Source organism: Massilia agilis, from assembly GCF_024756255.1.
Lineage (GTDB): Bacteria > Pseudomonadota > Gammaproteobacteria > Burkholderiales > Burkholderiaceae_D > Telluria > Telluria agilis.
Genome location: NZ_JANUHB010000001.1, coordinates 1400160 through 1417877, shown reverse-complemented (window position 1 = coordinate 1417877; position 17718 = coordinate 1400160). Strand labels below are relative to the sequence as shown.

15 protein-coding genes are annotated in these 17718 nt (G+C 65.1%); 5 read left to right on the top strand and 10 right to left on the bottom strand.

Features of this window, described 5'->3' with window-relative positions:
• Positions 1-15: 15 nt before the first annotated feature.
• Genes NX774_RS06430 through NX774_RS06420 form a run of 3 tightly spaced genes read right to left on the bottom strand, consistent with a single transcriptional unit; the run spans position 16 to position 2021 of the window.
• Positions 16-264, bottom strand: a complete 249-nt coding sequence (locus NX774_RS06430) for a hypothetical protein (RefSeq protein ID WP_258821322.1) — start codon at positions 262-264, stop codon at positions 16-18.
• 57 nt (positions 265-321) lie between these two features.
• Positions 322-1131, bottom strand: a complete 810-nt coding sequence (gene lgt, locus NX774_RS06425) for a prolipoprotein diacylglyceryl transferase (RefSeq protein ID WP_258821321.1) — start codon at positions 1129-1131, stop codon at positions 322-324.
• A 2-nt stretch (positions 1132-1133) separates the two neighbouring features.
• A complete protein-coding gene (locus NX774_RS06420; RefSeq protein WP_258821320.1) occupies positions 1134-2021 on the bottom strand; it encodes a LysR family transcriptional regulator in 888 nt (295 codons plus the stop codon).
• A 262-nt stretch (positions 2022-2283) separates the two neighbouring features.
• On the opposite strand from NX774_RS06420, the gene ilvD reads away from it, so the two are divergent.
• Entirely contained in the window at positions 2284-3969 is a 1686-nt protein-coding gene (gene ilvD / locus NX774_RS06415) for a dihydroxy-acid dehydratase (RefSeq protein WP_258821319.1), read from the top strand.
• A 64-nt stretch (positions 3970-4033) separates the two neighbouring features.
• On the opposite strand, the gene NX774_RS06410 is transcribed toward ilvD, so the two are convergent.
• Entirely contained in the window at positions 4034-4255 is a 222-nt protein-coding gene (locus NX774_RS06410) for a TIGR04438 family Trp-rich protein (protein ID WP_258821318.1), read from the bottom strand.
• 174 nt (positions 4256-4429) lie between these two features.
• On the opposite strand from NX774_RS06410, the gene NX774_RS06405 reads away from it, so the two are divergent.
• A complete protein-coding gene (locus NX774_RS06405) occupies positions 4430-4744 on the top strand; it encodes a c-type cytochrome (protein WP_258821317.1) in 315 nt (104 codons plus the stop codon).
• A 149-nt stretch (positions 4745-4893) separates the two neighbouring features.
• Here NX774_RS06405 and NX774_RS06400 read toward each other — a convergent pair whose 3' ends face one another.
• The 6 genes from NX774_RS06400 to folD all read right to left on the bottom strand — a co-directional run bounded on the left by NX774_RS06400 (position 4894) and on the right by folD (position 11122).
• Positions 4894-6030 carry a branched-chain amino acid ABC transporter substrate-binding protein gene (locus NX774_RS06400; protein WP_258821316.1) on the bottom strand — a complete coding sequence of 379 codons (1137 nt, stop codon included), beginning with the start codon at positions 6028-6030 and terminating at the stop codon, positions 4894-4896.
• A gap of 489 nt (positions 6031-6519) precedes the next feature.
• Positions 6520-6966, bottom strand: a complete 447-nt coding sequence (locus NX774_RS06395; protein WP_258821315.1) for a DUF2486 family protein — start codon at positions 6964-6966, stop codon at positions 6520-6522.
• Positions 6963-7388 (bottom strand): DNA polymerase III subunit chi, encoded by a 426-nt coding sequence (locus tag NX774_RS06390; protein ID WP_258821314.1) that lies wholly within the window; start codon positions 7386-7388, stop codon positions 6963-6965. The genes NX774_RS06395 and NX774_RS06390 overlap by 4 nt, the downstream gene beginning before the upstream one ends.
• A gap of 1 nt (position 7389) precedes the next feature.
• Positions 7390-8040: a glutaredoxin family protein gene (locus NX774_RS06385; RefSeq protein ID WP_258821313.1), complete on the bottom strand. Its 651-nt coding sequence runs from the start codon at positions 8038-8040 to the stop codon at positions 7390-7392.
• Between the two features lie 17 nt (positions 8041-8057).
• Positions 8058-10142, bottom strand: coding sequence for a M3 family metallopeptidase (locus tag NX774_RS06380; protein ID WP_258821453.1), 2085 nt, complete (start codon positions 10140-10142; stop codon positions 8058-8060).
• Positions 10143-10279: 137 nt separating this feature from the next.
• Positions 10280-11122, bottom strand: a complete 843-nt coding sequence (gene folD, locus NX774_RS06375; protein ID WP_258821312.1) for a bifunctional methylenetetrahydrofolate dehydrogenase/methenyltetrahydrofolate cyclohydrolase FolD — start codon at positions 11120-11122, stop codon at positions 10280-10282.
• Positions 11123-11584: 462 nt separating this feature from the next.
• On the opposite strand from folD, the gene aceE reads away from it, so the two are divergent.
• The 3 genes from aceE to lpdA all read left to right on the top strand — a co-directional run bounded on the left by aceE (position 11585) and on the right by lpdA (position 17595).
• Positions 11585-14281, top strand: a complete 2697-nt coding sequence (gene aceE / locus NX774_RS06370) for a pyruvate dehydrogenase (acetyl-transferring), homodimeric type (protein ID WP_258821311.1) — start codon at positions 11585-11587, stop codon at positions 14279-14281.
• Between the two features lie 172 nt (positions 14282-14453).
• Positions 14454-15791, top strand: coding sequence for a dihydrolipoyllysine-residue acetyltransferase (gene aceF, locus NX774_RS06365; protein ID WP_258821310.1), 1338 nt, complete (start codon positions 14454-14456; stop codon positions 15789-15791).
• A gap of 10 nt (positions 15792-15801) precedes the next feature.
• The gene (gene lpdA / locus NX774_RS06360; protein ID WP_258821309.1) at positions 15802-17595 is read left to right on the top strand and encodes a dihydrolipoyl dehydrogenase; all 1794 of its coding nucleotides are present in this window, start codon (positions 15802-15804) and stop codon (positions 17593-17595) included.
• Positions 17596-17718: the final 123 nt, after the last annotated feature.

Below are 17718 nucleotides of genomic sequence, written 5' to 3'. Positions count from 1 at the left end.
GAAACCAGGCTCCGACTATTGGCCGACGCAAATGATCTTGGTCGCATACTCGTGCGCGTTGCTCTTCTTCTTTGCAGCCCAGAGGATAACTTCCTGGGCTTCGGCGACCGTCATCACGGTCGCTTTTTCCTTGTTTTTGATAAAGGACACGCCTTCGAATTTGCCTTCCTTGCTGCGCATTACCTTGGCGAAGACGGGCGGTTTCTTGCCGTTTTCGCCAAGTTTGTTTTGCTGGACGAGGTAGCGCTGGTCGATAGTTTCCATTCCGGACGCTGAGTGAGAAAGTTCAAAACCGCATTTTACGGCCTGCGAAGCAACTTATCAGGCCGGCACGGTGCGCTTCGTCTCGCGGCTGTATGCCCAGATGAGCATCGCAATGCCGGCCACGATCATCGGCAGCGACAGCACCTGGCCAGAGGTGATCGGCATGCCGGCAAAGGTGGTTTCCCAGTCGGGCACGCGGAAGTATTCGGTGAAGAAGCGCGCGCAGCCGTAGAGCAGCGTGTACAGGGCGCCCACCGCCAGGCGCGGGCGCGGCTTGCGCGCGAACAGCCACATGATCACGAACACCAGCAGGCCGTCGACCAGCATCTGGTACAGCGGCGACGGATGGCGCGGCCCTTCCACGCCTGGCCACAGCATGGCCCACGGCAGGCTCGGGTCGGCCAGGCGCCCCGGCAGCTCGGCATTGATGAAGTTGCCCAGGCGGCCGAAGGCATAGCCGATCGGCACCATCGGCGCGATGAAGTCATATACGTCCAGCAGGTTGCGCTTGCGCTTGCGGGCCCACAGCGCCATGGCGATCAGCACGCCCAGGAAGCCGCCGTGGTAGGACATTCCGCCGTGCCAGACCTGGAAGATCTCGAGCGGGTGCGAAAAATAGTACGCCGGCTGGTAGAACAGCACCTCGCCCAGCCGGCCGCCGAGCACCACGCCGAGCATGCCGTAGAACAGCATGTCGTCCAGGTCTTCCGCGGTCCAGCCTTGGGCGGCGATGTGCCGCTGCTTGATGCGCACCCGGCCCAGGATCAGGAACAGGGCGAAGGCGACCACGTACATCAGGCCGTACCAGTGGATCTGGACGGGGCCGATCGAAAACGCGATCGGGTTGGGCTGCGGGTGGACCAGCATGTTCAGTTCTTCCTCAAGAGTTCGATAAAACCGCGCAGCACGGGCGAGGGATTGTCGCGGCGCCAGGACAGGCCGGTCTCGACCAGCGGCGTCGGGTCCGCGAGCGCGCGGTACTCCACGCCGGGGCGCATCAGGTTGGAAACGGATTGTGGCACAAGCGCCAATCCCATGCCAGCCGAAACGAGGCTGACGATGGTCTGCATCTGTATTGCTTCCTGGCCGATGTCGGGCGTGATGCCGGCCGCGCGGAAGCACGACAGGATCGCGTCATGCAGGGCGGGCGAGATCGGGCGCGGGAAGATCACCAGCGGCAGGCGCGGCACGTCCTGCAGGCGCACCGGGCCGTCTCCTTGCAGCAAGCCGGCAGGGGTGCACAGGATCAAGGGTTCCTCGAGCACCTTCAGGTAGTCGAGCTCTGCCTGGACCTTGTCGGGCAGGGGCGGGATCAACAGGCCGGCGTCGATCCGCTGGTGCAGCAGTTCGTCCACCTGCACGTCGGAGGTGGCTTCCTGCAGGGCGATCTGGACGAGCGGGTAGGCCTGGCGGTAGCGCAGCAGGAAGGGCGGCAGCACGCTGTAGTCGGCCGAGGTGACGAAGGCCAGCGACAGGCGCCCGGTTTCGCCGGCGGCGGCGCGGCGCACCAGTTCGGGCAGTTCGGCGGCCTGGGCCAGCATGCGGCGCGCCTCCGGCAGCAGGGCGGCGCCGGCCGGGGTCAGCGCGACCTGGCGGCGGTTGCGCAGGAACAGCGGCGTGCCGAGCTGGTCTTCCAGTGCGGCGATGGCCTGCGACAGCGGCGGCTGCGTCATGTGCAGGCGCTCCGCGGCGCGGCCGAAGTGCAATTCCTCGGCAACGGTGGCGAAGTAGCGCAATTGTCTTAGTTCGATGTTCATCGGCCGGAAGATCCTTGGGTTACCTCCACCACGTCGTCCCCGCGGAGGCGGGGACCCATGCTGAGCCTGCAGGCCAGCGGCGCTTGGGTCACTACCCAACTTGTCCATGGGTCCCCGCCTTCGCGGGGACGACGTTGATATGGGTTTCGACTAATTTGACCTTTATCGATCTTTTTAGCATATCACAGGCACGCGTTGCCGCCGTTTGACTCACCCCGCGGCCCGGGGCATGCTGGCCTGAATCCCGTTTGAGGAGCCCGCCATGCCCGACCAGCCCCGCTACAACCGCCGTTCGCGCCACGTCACCGAAGGCGTCGCCCGCAGCCCCAACCGTTCCATGTACTACGCCATGGGCTACCGCAAGGAAGACTTCGACAAGCCGATGATCGGCGTGGCCAACGCCCATTCCACCATCACCCCCTGCAATTCCGGCCTGCAGAAACTGGCCGACGCGGCCGTGGCCGCCATCCGGGACTGCGGCGCCAACCCGCAGGTCTTCGGCACGCCGACCATCTCGGACGGGATGTCGATGGGCACCGAGGGCATGAAGTACTCGCTGATCTCGCGCGAGGTGATCGCCGACTGCATCGAAACCTGCGTCAACGGCCAGTGGATGGATGGCGTGGTCGTGGTGGGCGGCTGCGACAAGAACATGCCGGGCGGGATGATCGCGCTGGCGCGCACCAACGTGCCCGGCATCTACGTGTACGGCGGTACCATCAAGCCGGGCCACTGGAAGGACAAGGTGCTCACCATCGTCTCGGCCTTTGAAGCGGTGGGCGAGTTCAGTGCCGGCCGCATGAGCCGCGAAGACTTCGACGGCATCGAGCGCAACGCCTGCCCGACAACCGGCTCGTGCGGCGGCATGTACACGGCGAACACGATGTCCTCCTCGTTCGAGGCGCTCGGCATGTCGCTGCTGTATTCCTCGACGATGGCCAACCCGGACGAGGAAAAGGTCGCGTCCAGCGCGCAGTCGGCGCGGGTGCTGGTGGAAGCGGTCAAGCGCGACCTCAAGCCGCGCGACATCATCACGCGCCGCTCGATCGAGAACGCGGTGGCCGTCATCATGGCCACCGGCGGCTCGACCAACGCGGTGCTGCACTACCTGGCGATTGCGCACGCGGCCGAGGTCGAGTGGTCCATCGACGACTTCGAGCGCGTGCGGCGCCGCGTGCCGGTCATCTGCAACCTCAAGCCCTCGGGCCAGTACGTGGCGACCGACCTGCACCAGGCCGGCGGCATCCCGCAGGTGATGAAACTGCTGCTCGATGCGGGGCTGCTGCATGGCGACTGCATCACCATCACCGGGCGCACCCTTGCGGAGGAACTGGCGCAGGTGCCGTCACGGCCGGCGGACGGGCAGGACGTGATCCGGCCGCTGGACCGCGCCTTGTACGCCGAAGGCCACCTCGCGATCCTGAAGGGGAACCTGGCGCCGGATGGCTGCGTGGCCAAGATCACGGGCCTGAAGAATCCCGCGATCACGGGGCCGGCGCGCGTGTTCGACGACGAGCAGGGCGCGATGGATGCGATCCTGGGCGACCGCATCCGTCCGGGGGACGTGCTGGTGCTGCGCTATCTGGGCCCCAAAGGCGGGCCGGGCATGCCCGAGATGCTGGCGCCGACCTCGGCGCTGATCGGCAAGGGGCTGGGCGAATCGGTGGGGCTGATCACGGACGGGCGCTTTTCCGGCGGCACCTGGGGCATGGTGGTCGGGCACGTGGCGCCGGAAGCCTTCGAGGGCGGCGCCATCGCGCTGGTGCGGGAAGGGGATTCGATCACGATCGACGCGCACCGGCAGCTGATCCAGCTGAATGTGGCGGACGACGAGATCGCGCGCCGCCGTGCGGCGTGGACGCAGCCGGCGCCGCGCTACACGCGTGGGGTGCTGGCCAAGTTTGGGGCGCTGGCGGCAAGCGCGAGCCGGGGCGCGGTGACGGGGTAACGGCTGGCGTACGCTGAACGCGTGGGCAGCAGAGCTGCCCACCCTACGTGATGCGAGGGTAGGGTCAGCGCTTGTCGAAACTGTTCTTGATGCGTTCCTTGCGCCGCTTGTCGTGGTCGCGGTGCTCCTTCTTCTTGTCCAGGCCGAGCATCTTTTCGATGAACTCGAACCAGATGAAGGCAAACACCATCAGCCCCACGATGTACCACCACGACAGCTCGGCAAAACGCCAGACTTCGAAGAAACGCAGGGCGACCAGCGCGACAATTAAGAGGATCAGCGGCATAAAAACTCCTTATGGAAAATGATATTACCGCCTGGAAGTGTTACATGGCAAAATTCTGGTACAGAGGTGTGGCGTCAACGCCGCCTCTGTTTCAGTCGTTACAGGCTGTGTCGACACCGCGCCGGCGCGGTGAAACACGCTAGAATGTGGAACATCCCTTTTTGGAGATACACGATGAAACGGTCCCTGATGATTATCGCCGCGCTGTCGGCCCTGGCCACGACGAGCGCCTTCGCGCAGGACGCGGCCGCACTGGCCAAGGCCAAGAACTGCATGGCGTGCCACGCCATCAACAACAAGCTGGTTGGTCCGGCCTACAAGGACGTCGCCGCCAAATACGCAGGCCAGAAGGATGCCGAGGCCAAGCTGGTGCAAAAGGTCATGAAGGGCGGTTCGGGCGTCTGGGGCCCGGTGCCCATGCCCGCCAACCCGCAGGTGAGCGAAGCCGAGGCGCACACGCTGGTCAAGTGGGTGCTGTCGCAGAAATAAGCGCAGGCTCATAACGACAAAGCGCGCCGCACCGCAAGGTGCCGCGCGCTTTTGTTTTGCCGCTCGATTTTCGTAGGGTGGGCTCTCGAGCCCACGCCGTGCACGCGCCGCGTGTTCCCGCGTGGGCTCGGGAGCCCACCCTGCGCCGGTCAGCGGATCACGTCCATCTTGGTTTTCTTGCCGCCCTTGTAGGTGAACAGCGTCAGCGGCGCGTCCTTCAGGTCGCCGTTCTGGTCGAACTGGATGGTGCCGGTCACGCCTTCGTACTTGATCTTCTTCAGCTCGGGCAGGTACTTGGCCGGTTCGGCCGACTTCGCGTTCTGCATGGCCTGCGCCATCACCATCACCGCGTCGTACACATACGGCGCATACAGCTGCACGCCCACGCCGAAGCGCTTCTGGAAGCGCGCGCGGAAGTCGTCCATCACCTTTTCCTGCGGCCCCTTCACGCCGCCGGCTTCGGCGCAGATCACGCGGCCTTCGCCGACCGCATCGCCCGCAAGGCGCGGCAGCGCCTCGGTGCACATGCCGTCGCCGCCCATCATCAGCGCGTTGATGCCGAGCGCTTTCATCTGCTTGAGCATCGGGCCGGCCACCGAATCCATCCCGCCAAAGAAGACCACGTCGGGCTTCTTGGCGCGGATCGAGGTCAGGATCGCGGTGTAATCGGTGGCGGTGGCCTGGGTGAACTCCTTGGCCACGACCTTGACGTTGGTGCCCTTGAGGCCCTTGGTGAATTCGGTGGCCACGCCCTGGCCATAGGTGGTGCGGTCGTCGATGATCGCGATGTTCTTGGCCTTGAGCGTGTTGGCCGCATACTTGCCCAGGATGCTGCCGAGCTTTTCGTCGCTGGCCACGACGCGGAACGCGCCCGGGAAGTGCTGCCTCGTGTATTGCGGCGCGGTGGTGGCGGGCGAGATTTCGGGGATGCCCGCGTCGTTGTAGATCTTCGAGGCCGGCACCGTGGTGCCCGAGTTCAGGTGGCCGATCACGCCATTGACCTTGGCGTCCACCAGCTTTTGCGCGACCGCGGTGCCTTGCTTGGGATCGGCGCCGTCGTCTTCGGGTTGCAGCCGCAGCGTGACCTTCTTGCCATTGATGGTGAAGGGTTTGGCATTGAGCTCGTCGATCGCCATGTGCGCGGCGTTTTCCATGTCCTTGCCAAGGTGGGCGCTGGGACCGGAGATCGGGGCGACATGGCCGATCTTGACGACTTCCTGCGCGCCAGCGCTGCCGGCGAACGCCATGGCGATGGCAAGGGGGATGAGCTTGGTGGTGGACTGCATCGATAGTCTCCGGATGGATTGATCACAGCAAGGCGCGAACAGCGCCGGGAATTTTGAAAGCACCGAAAAAAGGTACAACAAATTGCCGGGTTAGCAAAGAAAAAATCGGAGCGGGCGGTGTTATTGGGTGCGGGGCATGCTGAGCATGTCGGCCAGTAGCACGCGCTGAAGGGATATCTTAAACCCGTCGTCCCCGCGGAGGCGGGGACCCATGCTGAGTATGCGGGCCCGCAGCATGTGCCGAAGCGTTACCTCAACCCCGTCGTCCCCGCGGAGGCGGGGACCCATGCTGAGCGTGAAGAACGATGGTTTCAACCTCAGTGGCTAAGCATGCGGTCCATGGGTCCCCGCCTCCGCGGGGACGACGGGTTGAGGGTGTTGGTACCGTTGGGGCGCGTGTCCGGCACGCTCGGTATGGGTCCCGGCTTTCGCCGGGACGACGGGGTGAGGGAGCTGGTACTTTTAACGTGCGCGTGAGCCTGCGCGGCCTCAGTCCCGGGCGGTCTTCAGGTGCGCCAGCTCCTGCGCCACGGCGCGGCTGACGATTTGCTCGATGGTTTGCGACAGCCCGCTGCGGATCTCTTCGGTCAGCCCGGCCAATGCGTGCTGCATCACGTCGGCCATGCTGTCGCGCAGGCGCTGCTGCAGCACGAAATCGACCCGCCCCTGCAGGTGTTCCAGGATGTGCTCGGTGAGCCGCAGTTCGAGTGCGTCCCATTCGCCGGCACTGAGCGCGGTGGCGGCGCGTTGTTCCAGCGGTGCCGCCGGCGCGGCTTCGGCAGGCGCAGCGGCCGCCGCGACCGGCTCGGCCGGCGCTTCGTCCAGCACCACTTCGGCCACCGCCGCATCGGCCGAAGCCGGCGCGCTCGGCGTCTCGCGTACGACCTCGGTCAGTACGGGAATGCTGGAATCGTCGAAACCCTGATCGTGGTTCATGGCTGTCCCGCGACAAAGTGGGTGAGGGGATAGTCCTGCTTTTTGTAGGCCACGTAGCGCTTGCGGCCGGCGGCCGCGTCCTGCTCGTCGGTGGAGATGATCTCGAACACGCGCGCAAACTGCGCAAAGTGCGCCGGCGTGCGTTGTGTGAGGTTGACCAGCATGTCGTGGTGCGGCAGCGGCGCATCGTCGCTGTCGGCCACGATCACCGGCGTTTCGCCAGCCAGCGGGTCGCCCGCCATCACGTGCGGGATGAAGTCGGTGTCGCCGATCGTCCACAGCGCTTCGTTCAGCTGCGCCGCCTGGCCGGCGTCCTCGGCCAGCAGCACCACCTTGGCGCGCGATGCGTAGGCCTTGCGCGCCAGCCGGCATGCATAGGTCAGCTTGTCGGCGATATTGGTGTGGAAGTCGATGCGCGTCATGTCAGAACTGGAAATCGGGCGTGCCGTTGATTGGCTTGGGGCGCGGCGCGAACTTGGCCTTTTCCTCAGCCTGCGCCGCGGCCTTTGCAGCGCGCTCGGCTTCTTCGGCCTTGGCCAACTCCACCGGCGACGGCTTGCGCGGCGCAGCCGGCGTGGCGGTGGCGAACTGGTAACCGCGCGGCAGGATCGACTGCGCCGGATAGCCGGCCGTGTCGAGCGCTTCGTTCCAGGCGCCGGCCGCAAAGCCGGTCAGCCTGGCGCGCCCCACCAGCAGCAGCGGCAGTTGGCCGTCACCGCCGGCTTCCTTCAGCTTTTGCTGGTCGTCGGCGTTGCCGATGCTTTTTTCGGTGTATGGAATGCCGCGCCGCTGCAGGAAGCCGCGCGCCTGGTCGCACGGACCGCAGGGCGATGCCGAATACAGCGTGACGGGGTTGTTGCGCGCGGCCTGGGCCAGCTCGAACGGCAGCGCGGGGCCAAGATCCCCGCCGTAGTTCTTCACCTCGGCCTTCTCGCGCGTGGATGCGGGCGGGGTGTCGCTGAAGTGGGTGACACCCTTGGCGTCCTTCCACTTGTACACCTGCGCCCACGCGCTGGCAGCGCACAGGAGTGCGGCCAGTGTCAGCGCCAATGTTCCAGCGATTGTGCGTCCCATTTCACCCATCCCGCCATTTATTGCTCATGCATTCCACTGTGGCGCATCAGCGCATCGATCGACGGCTCGCGGCCACGGAAGGCCTTGAACGATTCGAGCGCCGGGCGCGAACCGCCTACCGACAGAATCTCGCGCTGGAAGCGCTTGCCGGTTTCGGCGGTCAGCTCGCCACCGCCGGCTTCCACGGCTTCTTCGAAAGCCGCGTACGCGTCGGCCGACAGCACCTCAGCCCATTTGTAGCTATAGTACCCTGCGGCATAGCCGCCGGCAAAGATATGGCCGAACGAGTGTTGGAATCGGTTGAACGAGGGCGGCACCAGCACGGCGAACTTGCTGCGCACGTCGTCGATCAGCTGCTGGACGGTCTGCTCGCTGTTCGGGTCGAAGTCGTAGTGCAGGTGCATGTCGATCAACGAGAACTCGACCTGGCGCAGCATCTGCATCCCGGACTGGAAGTTCTTCGCCGCCAGCATCTTGTCGTACAGTGCGCGCGGCAGCGGCTCGCCGGTCTTCACGTGCCCGGTCAGGTGCTGCAGCACGTCCCACTCCCAGCAGAAGTTTTCCATGAACTGCGAGGGCAGCTCCACCGCATCCCATTCCACACCCGAGATGCCCGATACCGACAGCTCGTCCACCTCGGTGAGCATGTGGTGCAGGCCATGGCCGAATTCGTGGAACAACGTGATGACTTCGTCGTGCGTGAACAGCGATGGTAGCAAGCTGCCGTCCACAACGGCGGGCGGCGTGAAATTGCAGGTCAGGTAGGCCACCGGCGTCTGGATGATGCCGCCGGTGGTGATGCGGCGCCCGCGCGCGTCATCCATCCACGCGCCCTGGCCCTTGCCGGCGCGGGCATACAGGTCGAGGTAGAACTGCCCGACCAGCTGGCCGTCGCGCTCGATGCGGAAGAAGCGCACGTCGGGGTGCCACACCGGCGCCTGGTCCGGCGCGATGCTCACGCCGAACAGCGTCGAGACCAGCTTGAACAGGCCGTCCACCACCTTCGGTTCGGGGAAGTACTGCTTCACTTCCTGCGCCGAGAACGCATAGCGCTTTTCGCGCAGCTTTTCGGACGCATAGGTCACGTCCCAGGCCTGCATGTCCTCGATCCCAAGCTCGTTCTTCGCGAATTCACGCAGTTCGGCCAGGTCCTTCTCGGCGAACGGGCGCGCGCGGCGTGCCAGGTCTTCAAGGAATTCGATCACGTGCTCGGGGCTGGGGGCCATCTTCGGCACCAGCGACACTTCGGCGAAGTTGCGGTAGTCGAGCAGCCTGGCTTCCTCGTCGCGCAGCTTCAGGAGCTGGGCGATGTTGGAGGTGTTGTCCCACTTTTCCAGCTCGCTGAACACCACGCCCACGTCGGACGCCTTGGTCGCGTTGGCGCGGTAGATGGTCTCGCGCAGCTGGCGGTTATCCGCGAACTGCAGCACCGGGAAGTAGGACGGGAAGTGCAGCGTGAACTGCCAGCCGTGCTTGCCGTCCTGCTCGGCCGAGGCGCGCGCGGCCTGCTTGGCGTCGTCGGGAATGCCGGCCAGTTCCGCCTCGTTCTCGACCAGCAGCTTGTAGTCGTTGGTCGCGTCCAGTACGTTTTCCGAAAAGCGGGTCGAGATGGCGGCGTGCTGCTCCTGGATCTCGGCGAAGCGCTCTTTTTTCTCCGGCGGCAGCTCGGCGCCGCCCAGGCGAAAGTCGCGCAACGCGTTTTCGACGATGCGCTTGCGCGCCTCGGACAGGTTCACGAACTCGGGGCTCGCGCGCAGCATCTTGTATTTGTCGAACAGCGCCTCGTTCTGGCCCAGCGAGGTCCAGAACTCGGTCACCTTCGGCTGGTTTTCGTTGTAGGTCGCGCGCAGCTCGGGCGTGTCCATCACGTTGTTCAGGTGATTGACGATGCCCCAGGCGCGGCCCAGGTGCTCGGTCGCTTCTTCCAGCGGGACCACGAAGTTGTCCCAGCTGACGCTGTCCATCGGCGCTTCGAGCTTGTGCACGACAGCCTTGGCGTCGGCGATCAGCTGCTCGATGGCCGGGGTCACATGCTCCGGCTTGAATTGGTCGAAGCGGGGCAGGCTTGAGAAGTCGAGCAGGGGATTGCTGGTCGTCTCCATGTTCATACGATTCCCTCCTAAGTTCGTTGTCGCGCCGGGGAGAGCCCCATCGTTGCTTCTGTAGGGTGGGCTCCTGAGCCTACGCGCTCGTCACGCGGCGCGTATCACCGCGTGGGCTCGAGAGCCCACCCTACGTATCAGCGTTCGGCTGCTTCCAGCGTATTCATCAGCAGCATCGTGATCGTCATCGGGCCGACGCCGCCGGGCACCGGGGTGATGTACGAGGCCACTTCGCGCACCGAGTCGAAGTCCACGTCGCCGCACAGTTTGCCTTCGTCGTTGCGGTTGATGCCCACGTCGATCACGATCGCGCCGGGCTTGACCATGTCGCCGGTGAGCGTGTTGCGGCGGCCCACGGCAGCCACCACCACGTCCGCCTGGCGCGTGTGGTAGCCGATGTCGGCGGTCGCGCTATGGCATATGGTCACGGTGGCATTGGCTTGCAAGAGCAGCAGCGCCATCGGCTTGCCCACGGTGTTGCTGCGGCCGATCACGACCGCATGCTTGCCGCGCAGGTCCACACCCGTGCTTTCGATCAACTTCATGCAGCCATACGGCGTGCACGGGCGCAGGCCCGGCAGGTTGGCCATCAGCTCGCCGGCGGACATCACCGAGTAGCCGTCCACGTCCTTCTTGACGGAAATGGCTTCGATGACTTTTTGCGGGTTGATATGGCGCGGCAGCGGCATCTGCACGAGGATGCCGTGGATGGCCGGGTCATTGTTGAGCGCTTCGATGCGTTCCAGCAGCGCGGCTTCGGTCAGGTCCGCGTCGTACTTCTCGAACACGCTGTGGAAACCGACGTCGCCGCAGGCCTTGACCTTGTTGCGCACATACACCTGGCTGGCCGGGTCTTCGCCGACCAGGATCACCGCCAGGCCGGGCTGTTTGCCCTGGGCAGTAAGGGCGGCCGCGCGTTGGGCGATTTCGGCGCGCAGTTGTTGGGAAAGTTTGACTCCGTCGATCAGTTGGGCGGGCATGGTGGGATTCACTAGGCAAAAACGAAATTATAAGGCTCCGCCCCCTATTGCGCGCCGCGCGGGAGGGAAGGGGGTCATATTTATAGACCGAATGGACGCGTGGGCGGGTGGTTTTGCGTAGGGTGGGCACATTGTGCCCACGCGTTCAGCGGCGCTTCTGTACGGTCCCCCATCAAATATAGGCAAAAGCTGCCGATCCGGCATTTTTCCGCACCGCGGCAAAACCACAGCCGGTTGAACGCGTGGGCGGGGGACCCGCCCGCCCTACAGGAGATCGGCCGCGCGCACATTGTGCGTTCGCAGCATGTTGTTTCGCATTATGAAATCGCATATCGTAATTTGAAAAATAAAAGCGCTACTGCTAGAATCCAGCGGACTTTTAGCCTGTCAAAGTATTTACTGAAATTTGTAATCGCCGCCAACCACGGATCGGGTGGGGCGCCAACTCTAGGAGACGCATCAATGTCAGCTCAACTCGACCAGTTGACGGCGCTAGCCGCCAACGACCCGGATTCGCTCGAGACCCACGAATGGCTCGACGCACTGGAATCGGTCCTTGAAAACGAAGGGCCGGAGCGCGCCCACTACCTGATGGAGCGTCTGGTTGACCTGGCGCGCCGTCGCGGGGCATTGATCCCGTTCTCCAGCAATACCGCCTACGTCAACACGATCCCGGCGCACCTGGAAGAGCACTGCCCGGGCAACCTGGAGTATGAAGAGCGCCTGCGTTCGTGGATGCGCTGGAACGCGATGGCAATGGTGGTCAAGGCCAACCGCGCCGACGGCGACCTGGGCGGCCACCTGGCCTCGTTCGCGTCGCTGGCGAACATGCTGGGCATTGGCTTTAACCACTTCTGGCACGCCCCGACCGAAGAGCATGGCGGCGACCTGCTGTACCTGCAGGGTCACAGCTCGCCGGGCATCTACGCGCGCGCCTTCCTGGAAGGGCGCCTGACCGAAGAGCAGCTGCTCAACTTCCGCCGCGAGGTGGACGGCCATGGCCTGTCTTCGTACCCGCACCCGAAACTGATGCCGACCTTCTGGCAGTTCCCGACCGTGTCGATGGGCCTGGGCCCCTTGATGGCGATCTACCAGGCGCGCTTCCTGAAGTACCTGCACGCGCGCGGCATCGCCAACACCGAAGGCCGCAAGGTCTGGGTGTTCTGCGGCGACGGCGAGATGGACGAGCCGGAATCGATGGGCGCGATCGGCATGGCCGCGCGCGAGCAGCTGGACAACCTGGTCATGGTCGTCAACTGCAACCTGCAGCGCCTGGACGGCCCGGTGCGCGGCAACGGCAAGATCATCCAGGAACTGGAAGCGGACTTCCGCGGCGCCGGCTGGAACGTCGTCAAGGTCATCTGGGGCTCGAACTGGGACCCGCTGCTGGCCAAGGACAAGGACGGCATCCTGATGCGCGTGATGATGGAAACCGTGGACGGCGAATACCAGAACTACAAGGCCAAGGATGGCGCCTACGTGCGCAAGCACTTCTTCGGCAAGCATCCCAAGCTGCTGGAGATGGTCGCCAACATGAGCGACGACGACATCTGGCGCCTGACCCGCGGCGGCCACGATCCGCACAAGATCTACGCCGCTTTCAAGAAGGCGCAGGACAACAAGGGCACCCCGACCGTCATCCTGGCCAAGACCGTCAAGGGCTTCGGCATGGGCCGCTCGGGCGAGGCGCGCAACACCGCGCACCAGACCAAGAAGCTGGACGACGAGGCGGTCCGCGAAATGCGCGACCGCTTCAACATCCCCATCCCGGACGACAAGCTGAAGGAAATCCCGTTCTTCAAGCCGGCCGACGACGCGCCCGAAATGCAGTACCTGCACGAGCGCCGCAAGGCACTGGGCGGCTACCTGCCGCAGCGCCGTACCGAGGCTGACGAAAAGCTGCCCGTGCCGCCGCTGGACGCCTTCAAGGCCGTGCTCGACCCGACCGCCGCCGGCCGCGAAATCTCGACCACCCAGGCCTATGTGCGCGTGATCTCGACCCTGCTGAAAGACCAGGCGCTGGGCAAGCGCGTGGTGCCGATCCTGGTCGACGAATCGCGTACCTTCGGCATGGAAGGCCTGTTCCGCCAGATCGGTATCTTCAGCCAGCAGGGCCAGTTGTACGAGCCGGTCGACAAGGACCAGGTGATGTACTACCGCGAGGACAAGGCGGGCCAGATCCTGCAAGAGGGTATCAACGAAGCGGGCGGCATGTGCTCGTGGCTCGCGGCAGCGACCTCGTACTCGTCGAACAACCGCATCATGGTGCCGTTCTACACGTACTACTCGATGTTCGGCCTGCAGCGCGTGGGCGACCTGGTCTGGCTGGCTGGCGACATCCGCGCCCGCGGCTTCCTGATGGGCGGCACGGCAGGGCGCACCACGCTGAACGGCGAAGGCCTGCAGCACGAGGACGGCCACAGCCACGTGATCGCGGCGACCATCCCGAACTGCCTGCCGTACGACCCGACCTTTGCGCACGAAATCGGCGTGATCATCCATGACGGCCTGCGCCGCATGGTGGCAGAACAGGAAGACGTGTTCTACTACATCACGATCATGAACGAGAACTACGAGCAGCCGGGCCTCAAGCCGGGCACCGAAGAGGGCATCCTCAAGGGCATGTACCTGCTCCAGGAAGGCGACAAGGCCGCCAAGCACCGCGTGCAGCTGATGGGCTCGGGCACGATCCTGCGCGAGTCGATTTTCGCCGCTGAACTGCTCAAGAACGACTGGGGTATCGCGGCCGACATCTGGTCGTGCCCGTCGTTCACGCTGCTGGCGCGCGACGGCCAGGACGCCGACCGCTGGAACATGGTCAACCCGAACGAAGAACAGCGCGTGCCTTACGTGACCCAGCAACTGCAGGGTACGGCCGGCCCGATCGTGGCCACCACCGACTACATGCGCCTGTTCGCCGAGCAGATCCGCGCGTATATGCCGAAGGGCCGCAACTACAAGGTGCTCGGCACCGACGGCTTCGGCCGCTCGGATTCGCGCGCCAAGCTGCGCGAGTTCTTCGAGGTGAACCGCTACTACATCACGGTTGCGGCACTGAAGTCGCTGGCCGACGACGGCGTGATCTCGACGTCGGTGGTGCAGCAGGCGATCACCAAGTACGGCATCAACCCGAACAAGCCGAATCCGGTGACCCAATAATGCTCAAGGGCTAACGTTAGCGTAACCGACGTCGTTCCCGCGAAGGCGGGAACCCATGCTGAGCTTGAGTAGCCAGCGCACTATGGATCCCCGCCTGCGCGGGGATGACGATTGACTCAAACGGTAACACTAGTGGCACCCTTAGCTGATCAAAAATACGGAGCTAAAAAACATGAGCATTGTTGAAGTCAAAGTCCCGGACATTGGCGACTTCAAGGACGTTGAAGTGATCGAACTGATGGTCAAGCCTGGCGACACGATCAAGGTCGACCAGTCGCTGATCACGGTGGAGTCGGACAAGGCCAGCATGGAGATCCCCTCCAGCCATGCCGGCGTCGTGAAGGAATTGAAGGTCAAGGTCGGCGACAAGATCAACCAGGGCGACGTGGTCCTGATGGTCGAAGCCGCCGAAGGCGCGGCCGCGCCGGCGGAGCAGGCCGCAGCGCCCGCACCGGCAGCAGCTGCTCCCGCAGCCGCAGCACCGGCGCCTGCCGCCACCCCGGCGCCGACCGCGGCACCGGCGCCGGTTTCCGCTGCCCCCGCCGCTGCCGCGCCGGTTGCCACTGCGCCGGCAGGCAAGGCGCACGCCTCGCCGTCGATCCGCAAGTTCGCCCGCGAGCTGGGCGTGGACCTGACCCGCGTGCCGGGCAGCGGTCCGAAAGGCCGCATCACCCAGCAGGACGTGCAGAACTTCGTCAAGGGCATCATGGCCGGCGCCGCCGTGCCGGGCGCGGCACCAGCCGCCGCCGGCGCAGGCGTGGGCGGCCTGAGCCTGCTGCCGTGGCCGTCGCTGGACTTCTCCAAGTTCGGCCCGACCGAACTGGTGCCGCTCTCGCGCATCAAGAAGATCAGCGGCCCGAACCTGCACCGCAACTGGGTGATGATCCCGCACGTGACGCAGTTCGACGAAGCCGACGTGACCGACCTGGAGCAGTTCCGCGTCGACTCCAACGCCGCCTACGCCAAGGCCAAGCAGGCGACCAAGCTGACCATGCTGGCGTTCGTGATCAAGGCCAGCGTCGCGGCGCTCAAGAAGTACCCGCAGTTCAACGCGTCGCTCGACGAGGCCGGCGCCAACCTGATCGTCAAGCAGTACTACAACATCGGCTTTGCGGCCGACACGCCGAACGGCCTGGTGGTCCCGGTGGTCAAGGACGCGGACAAGAAGTCGATCTCGCAGATCGCCGCCGAGATGACCGAGCTGTCCGCGCAGGCGCGCGAAGGCAAGCTGGCCCCGACCGCGATGCAGGGCGCGACCTTCACGATCTCGTCGCTGGGCGGCATCGGCGGCACCGCGTTCACGCCGATCATCAACGCGCCGGAAGTGGCCATCCTGGGCCTGTCCAAGTCGTCGATCAAGCCGGTGTGGGACGGTTCGGCCTTCCAGCCGCGCCTGATGCTGCCGCTGTCGCTGTCGTACGACCACCGCGTGATCGACGGCGCCGGCGCCGCGCGCTTCACCGCCTACCTGGCCGAAGTGCTGGCCGACCTGCGCAAGACCCTGCTGTAAGGAGCGCTTGATGAGTACAGTTGAAGTCAAAGTCCCGAATATCGGCGATTTCAAGGACGTCGAAGTCATCGAGGTGCTGGTCAAGCCGGGCGACACCGTCAGCGTGGACCAGTCGCTGGCGACCGTCGAATCGGACAAGGCCAGCATGGAGATCCCGTCCAGCCATGCGGGCGTAGTCAAGGAGCTGAAGATCAAGGTGGGCGACAAGGTCAACGAGGGTTCGCTCCTGCTGACCCTGGACGAGGCCGCAGGCGCCGCCGCTGCTCCGGCAGCGCCGGCCGCAACCGCAGCCGCCGCCCCGACGCAGTCGCAGGCGCCGGCCGCGCCGGCGGCGCCGGCTGCGGCGCCCGCTCCGGCGGCGTCGAGCTACAGCGGCAACGTGGACGTGCAATGCGAGATGCTGGTGCTGGGCGCAGGCCCGGGCGGCTATTCGGCCGCGTTCCGTTCCGCCGACCTGGGCATGGACACCGTGCTGGTCGAGAAGTACGCGACGCTGGGCGGCGTGTGCCTGAACGTGGGCTGCATCCCGTCCAAGGCGCTGCTGCACGTGGCCGCTGTGATCGACGAGACCGCGCACATGGCCGACCATGGCGTCACCTTCGCCAAGCCGCAAATCGACATCGACAAGCTGCGTGGCTACAAGGACAGCGTCATCAAGAAGATGACAGGCGGCCTGGCCGGCATGGCCAAGGCGCGCAAGGTCAACGTGGTGCAGGGCGTGGGCCAGTTCGTCAGCCCCAACCACCTCGAAGTGACCGGCGCTGACGGTGGCAAGAAGGTGGTGCAGTTCCAGAAGGCGATCATCGCTTGCGGCTCGTCGGTGGTGAAGCTGCCGTTCGTGCCGGAAGACCCGCGCATCGTCGATTCGACCGGTGCGCTCGAGCTGCGCCAGGTGCCCAAGAAGATGCTGGTCATCGGCGGCGGCATCATCGGCCTGGAGATGGCCACCGTGTACTCCACCCTTGGTGCGCGCATCGACGTGGTCGAGATGATGGACGGCCTGATGCAGGGCGCGGACCGCGACGCGGTCAAGGTCTGGCAGAAGCGTAACGAGTACCGCTTCGACCGCATCATGACCAAGACCAAGACGGTGGGCGTGGAAGCGCTGGCCGAAGGCATCAAGGTCACGTTCGAGTCGGCAGAAGCAGGCGGCACTGCGCCGGAACCGCAGCTGTACGACATGGTGCTGGTGGCCGTGGGCCGCAGCCCGAACGGCAAGAAGATCGCTGCGGACAAAGCTGGCGTGGCCGTCACCGACCGTGGCTTCATCCCGGTCGATGGCCAGATGCGTACCAATGTGCCGCACATTTACGCCATTGGCGACGTGATCGGCCAGCCGATGCTGGCGCACAAAGCGGTGCATGAAGCGCACGTGGCAGCCGAGGCGGCGCATGGCGAGAAGGCCTTCTTCGACGCCAAGGTGATCCCGTCCGTGGCCTATACCGATCCGGAAGTGGCATGGGTGGGCGTGACCGAGGACGAAGCCAAGGCCAAGGGCATCGCGGTCGAGAAGGGCCATTTCCCGTGGGCCGCGAGCGGCCGCGCGACTGCGAACGACCGCACCGAGGGCTTCACCAAGCTGCTGTTCGACAGCGAGACGCACCGCATCATTGGCGGCGCGATCGTGGGCCCGAACGCGGGCGACATGATCGGCGAGATCGCGCTGGCGATCGAGATGGGCGCGGACGCGGTGGACATCGGCAAGACCATCCACCCGCACCCGACGCTCGGCGAGTCGATCGGCATGGCGGCGGAAGCCTTCGAAGGCGTCTGCACCGACCTGCCGCCGCCGCGCAAGCGCTGAGCGTTCCACAGTTGCAGACGAGACCGGGGCCGCGTGCCCCGGTTTTTTTTGGGGCGCGTACCCAAACGCTCCCCAAGATGATGGCGACAACAGTACCAGATTGCTGGTCTAATCCTGTCAGAC

Coding starts and splice junctions, on each gene's coding strand:
- NX774_RS06430 (WP_258821322.1), bottom strand. CDS start 264: ATGGAAACTATCGACCAGCGCTACCTCGTCCAGCAAAACAAACTTGGC.
- lgt (WP_258821321.1), bottom strand. CDS start 1,131: ATGCTGGTCCACCCGCAGCCCAACCCGATCGCGTTTTCGATCGGCCCC.
- NX774_RS06420 (WP_258821320.1), bottom strand. CDS start 2,021: ATGAACATCGAACTAAGACAATTGCGCTACTTCGCCACCGTTGCCGAG.
- ilvD (WP_258821319.1), top strand. CDS start 2,284: ATGCCCGACCAGCCCCGCTACAACCGCCGTTCGCGCCACGTCACCGAA.
- NX774_RS06410 (WP_258821318.1), bottom strand. CDS start 4,255: ATGCCGCTGATCCTCTTAATTGTCGCGCTGGTCGCCCTGCGTTTCTTC.
- NX774_RS06405 (WP_258821317.1), top strand. CDS start 4,430: ATGAAACGGTCCCTGATGATTATCGCCGCGCTGTCGGCCCTGGCCACG.
- NX774_RS06400 (WP_258821316.1), bottom strand. CDS start 6,030: ATGCAGTCCACCACCAAGCTCATCCCCCTTGCCATCGCCATGGCGTTC.
- NX774_RS06395 (WP_258821315.1), bottom strand. CDS start 6,966: ATGAACCACGATCAGGGTTTCGACGATTCCAGCATTCCCGTACTGACC.
- NX774_RS06390 (WP_258821314.1), bottom strand. CDS start 7,388: ATGACGCGCATCGACTTCCACACCAATATCGCCGACAAGCTGACCTAT.
- NX774_RS06385 (WP_258821313.1), bottom strand. CDS start 8,040: ATGGGACGCACAATCGCTGGAACATTGGCGCTGACACTGGCCGCACTC.
- NX774_RS06380 (WP_258821453.1), bottom strand. CDS start 10,142: ATGGAGACGACCAGCAATCCCCTGCTCGACTTCTCAAGCCTGCCCCGC.
- folD (WP_258821312.1), bottom strand. CDS start 11,122: ATGCCCGCCCAACTGATCGACGGAGTCAAACTTTCCCAACAACTGCGC.
- aceE (WP_258821311.1), top strand. CDS start 11,585: ATGTCAGCTCAACTCGACCAGTTGACGGCGCTAGCCGCCAACGACCCG.
- aceF (WP_258821310.1), top strand. CDS start 14,454: ATGAGCATTGTTGAAGTCAAAGTCCCGGACATTGGCGACTTCAAGGAC.
- lpdA (WP_258821309.1), top strand. CDS start 15,802: ATGAGTACAGTTGAAGTCAAAGTCCCGAATATCGGCGATTTCAAGGAC.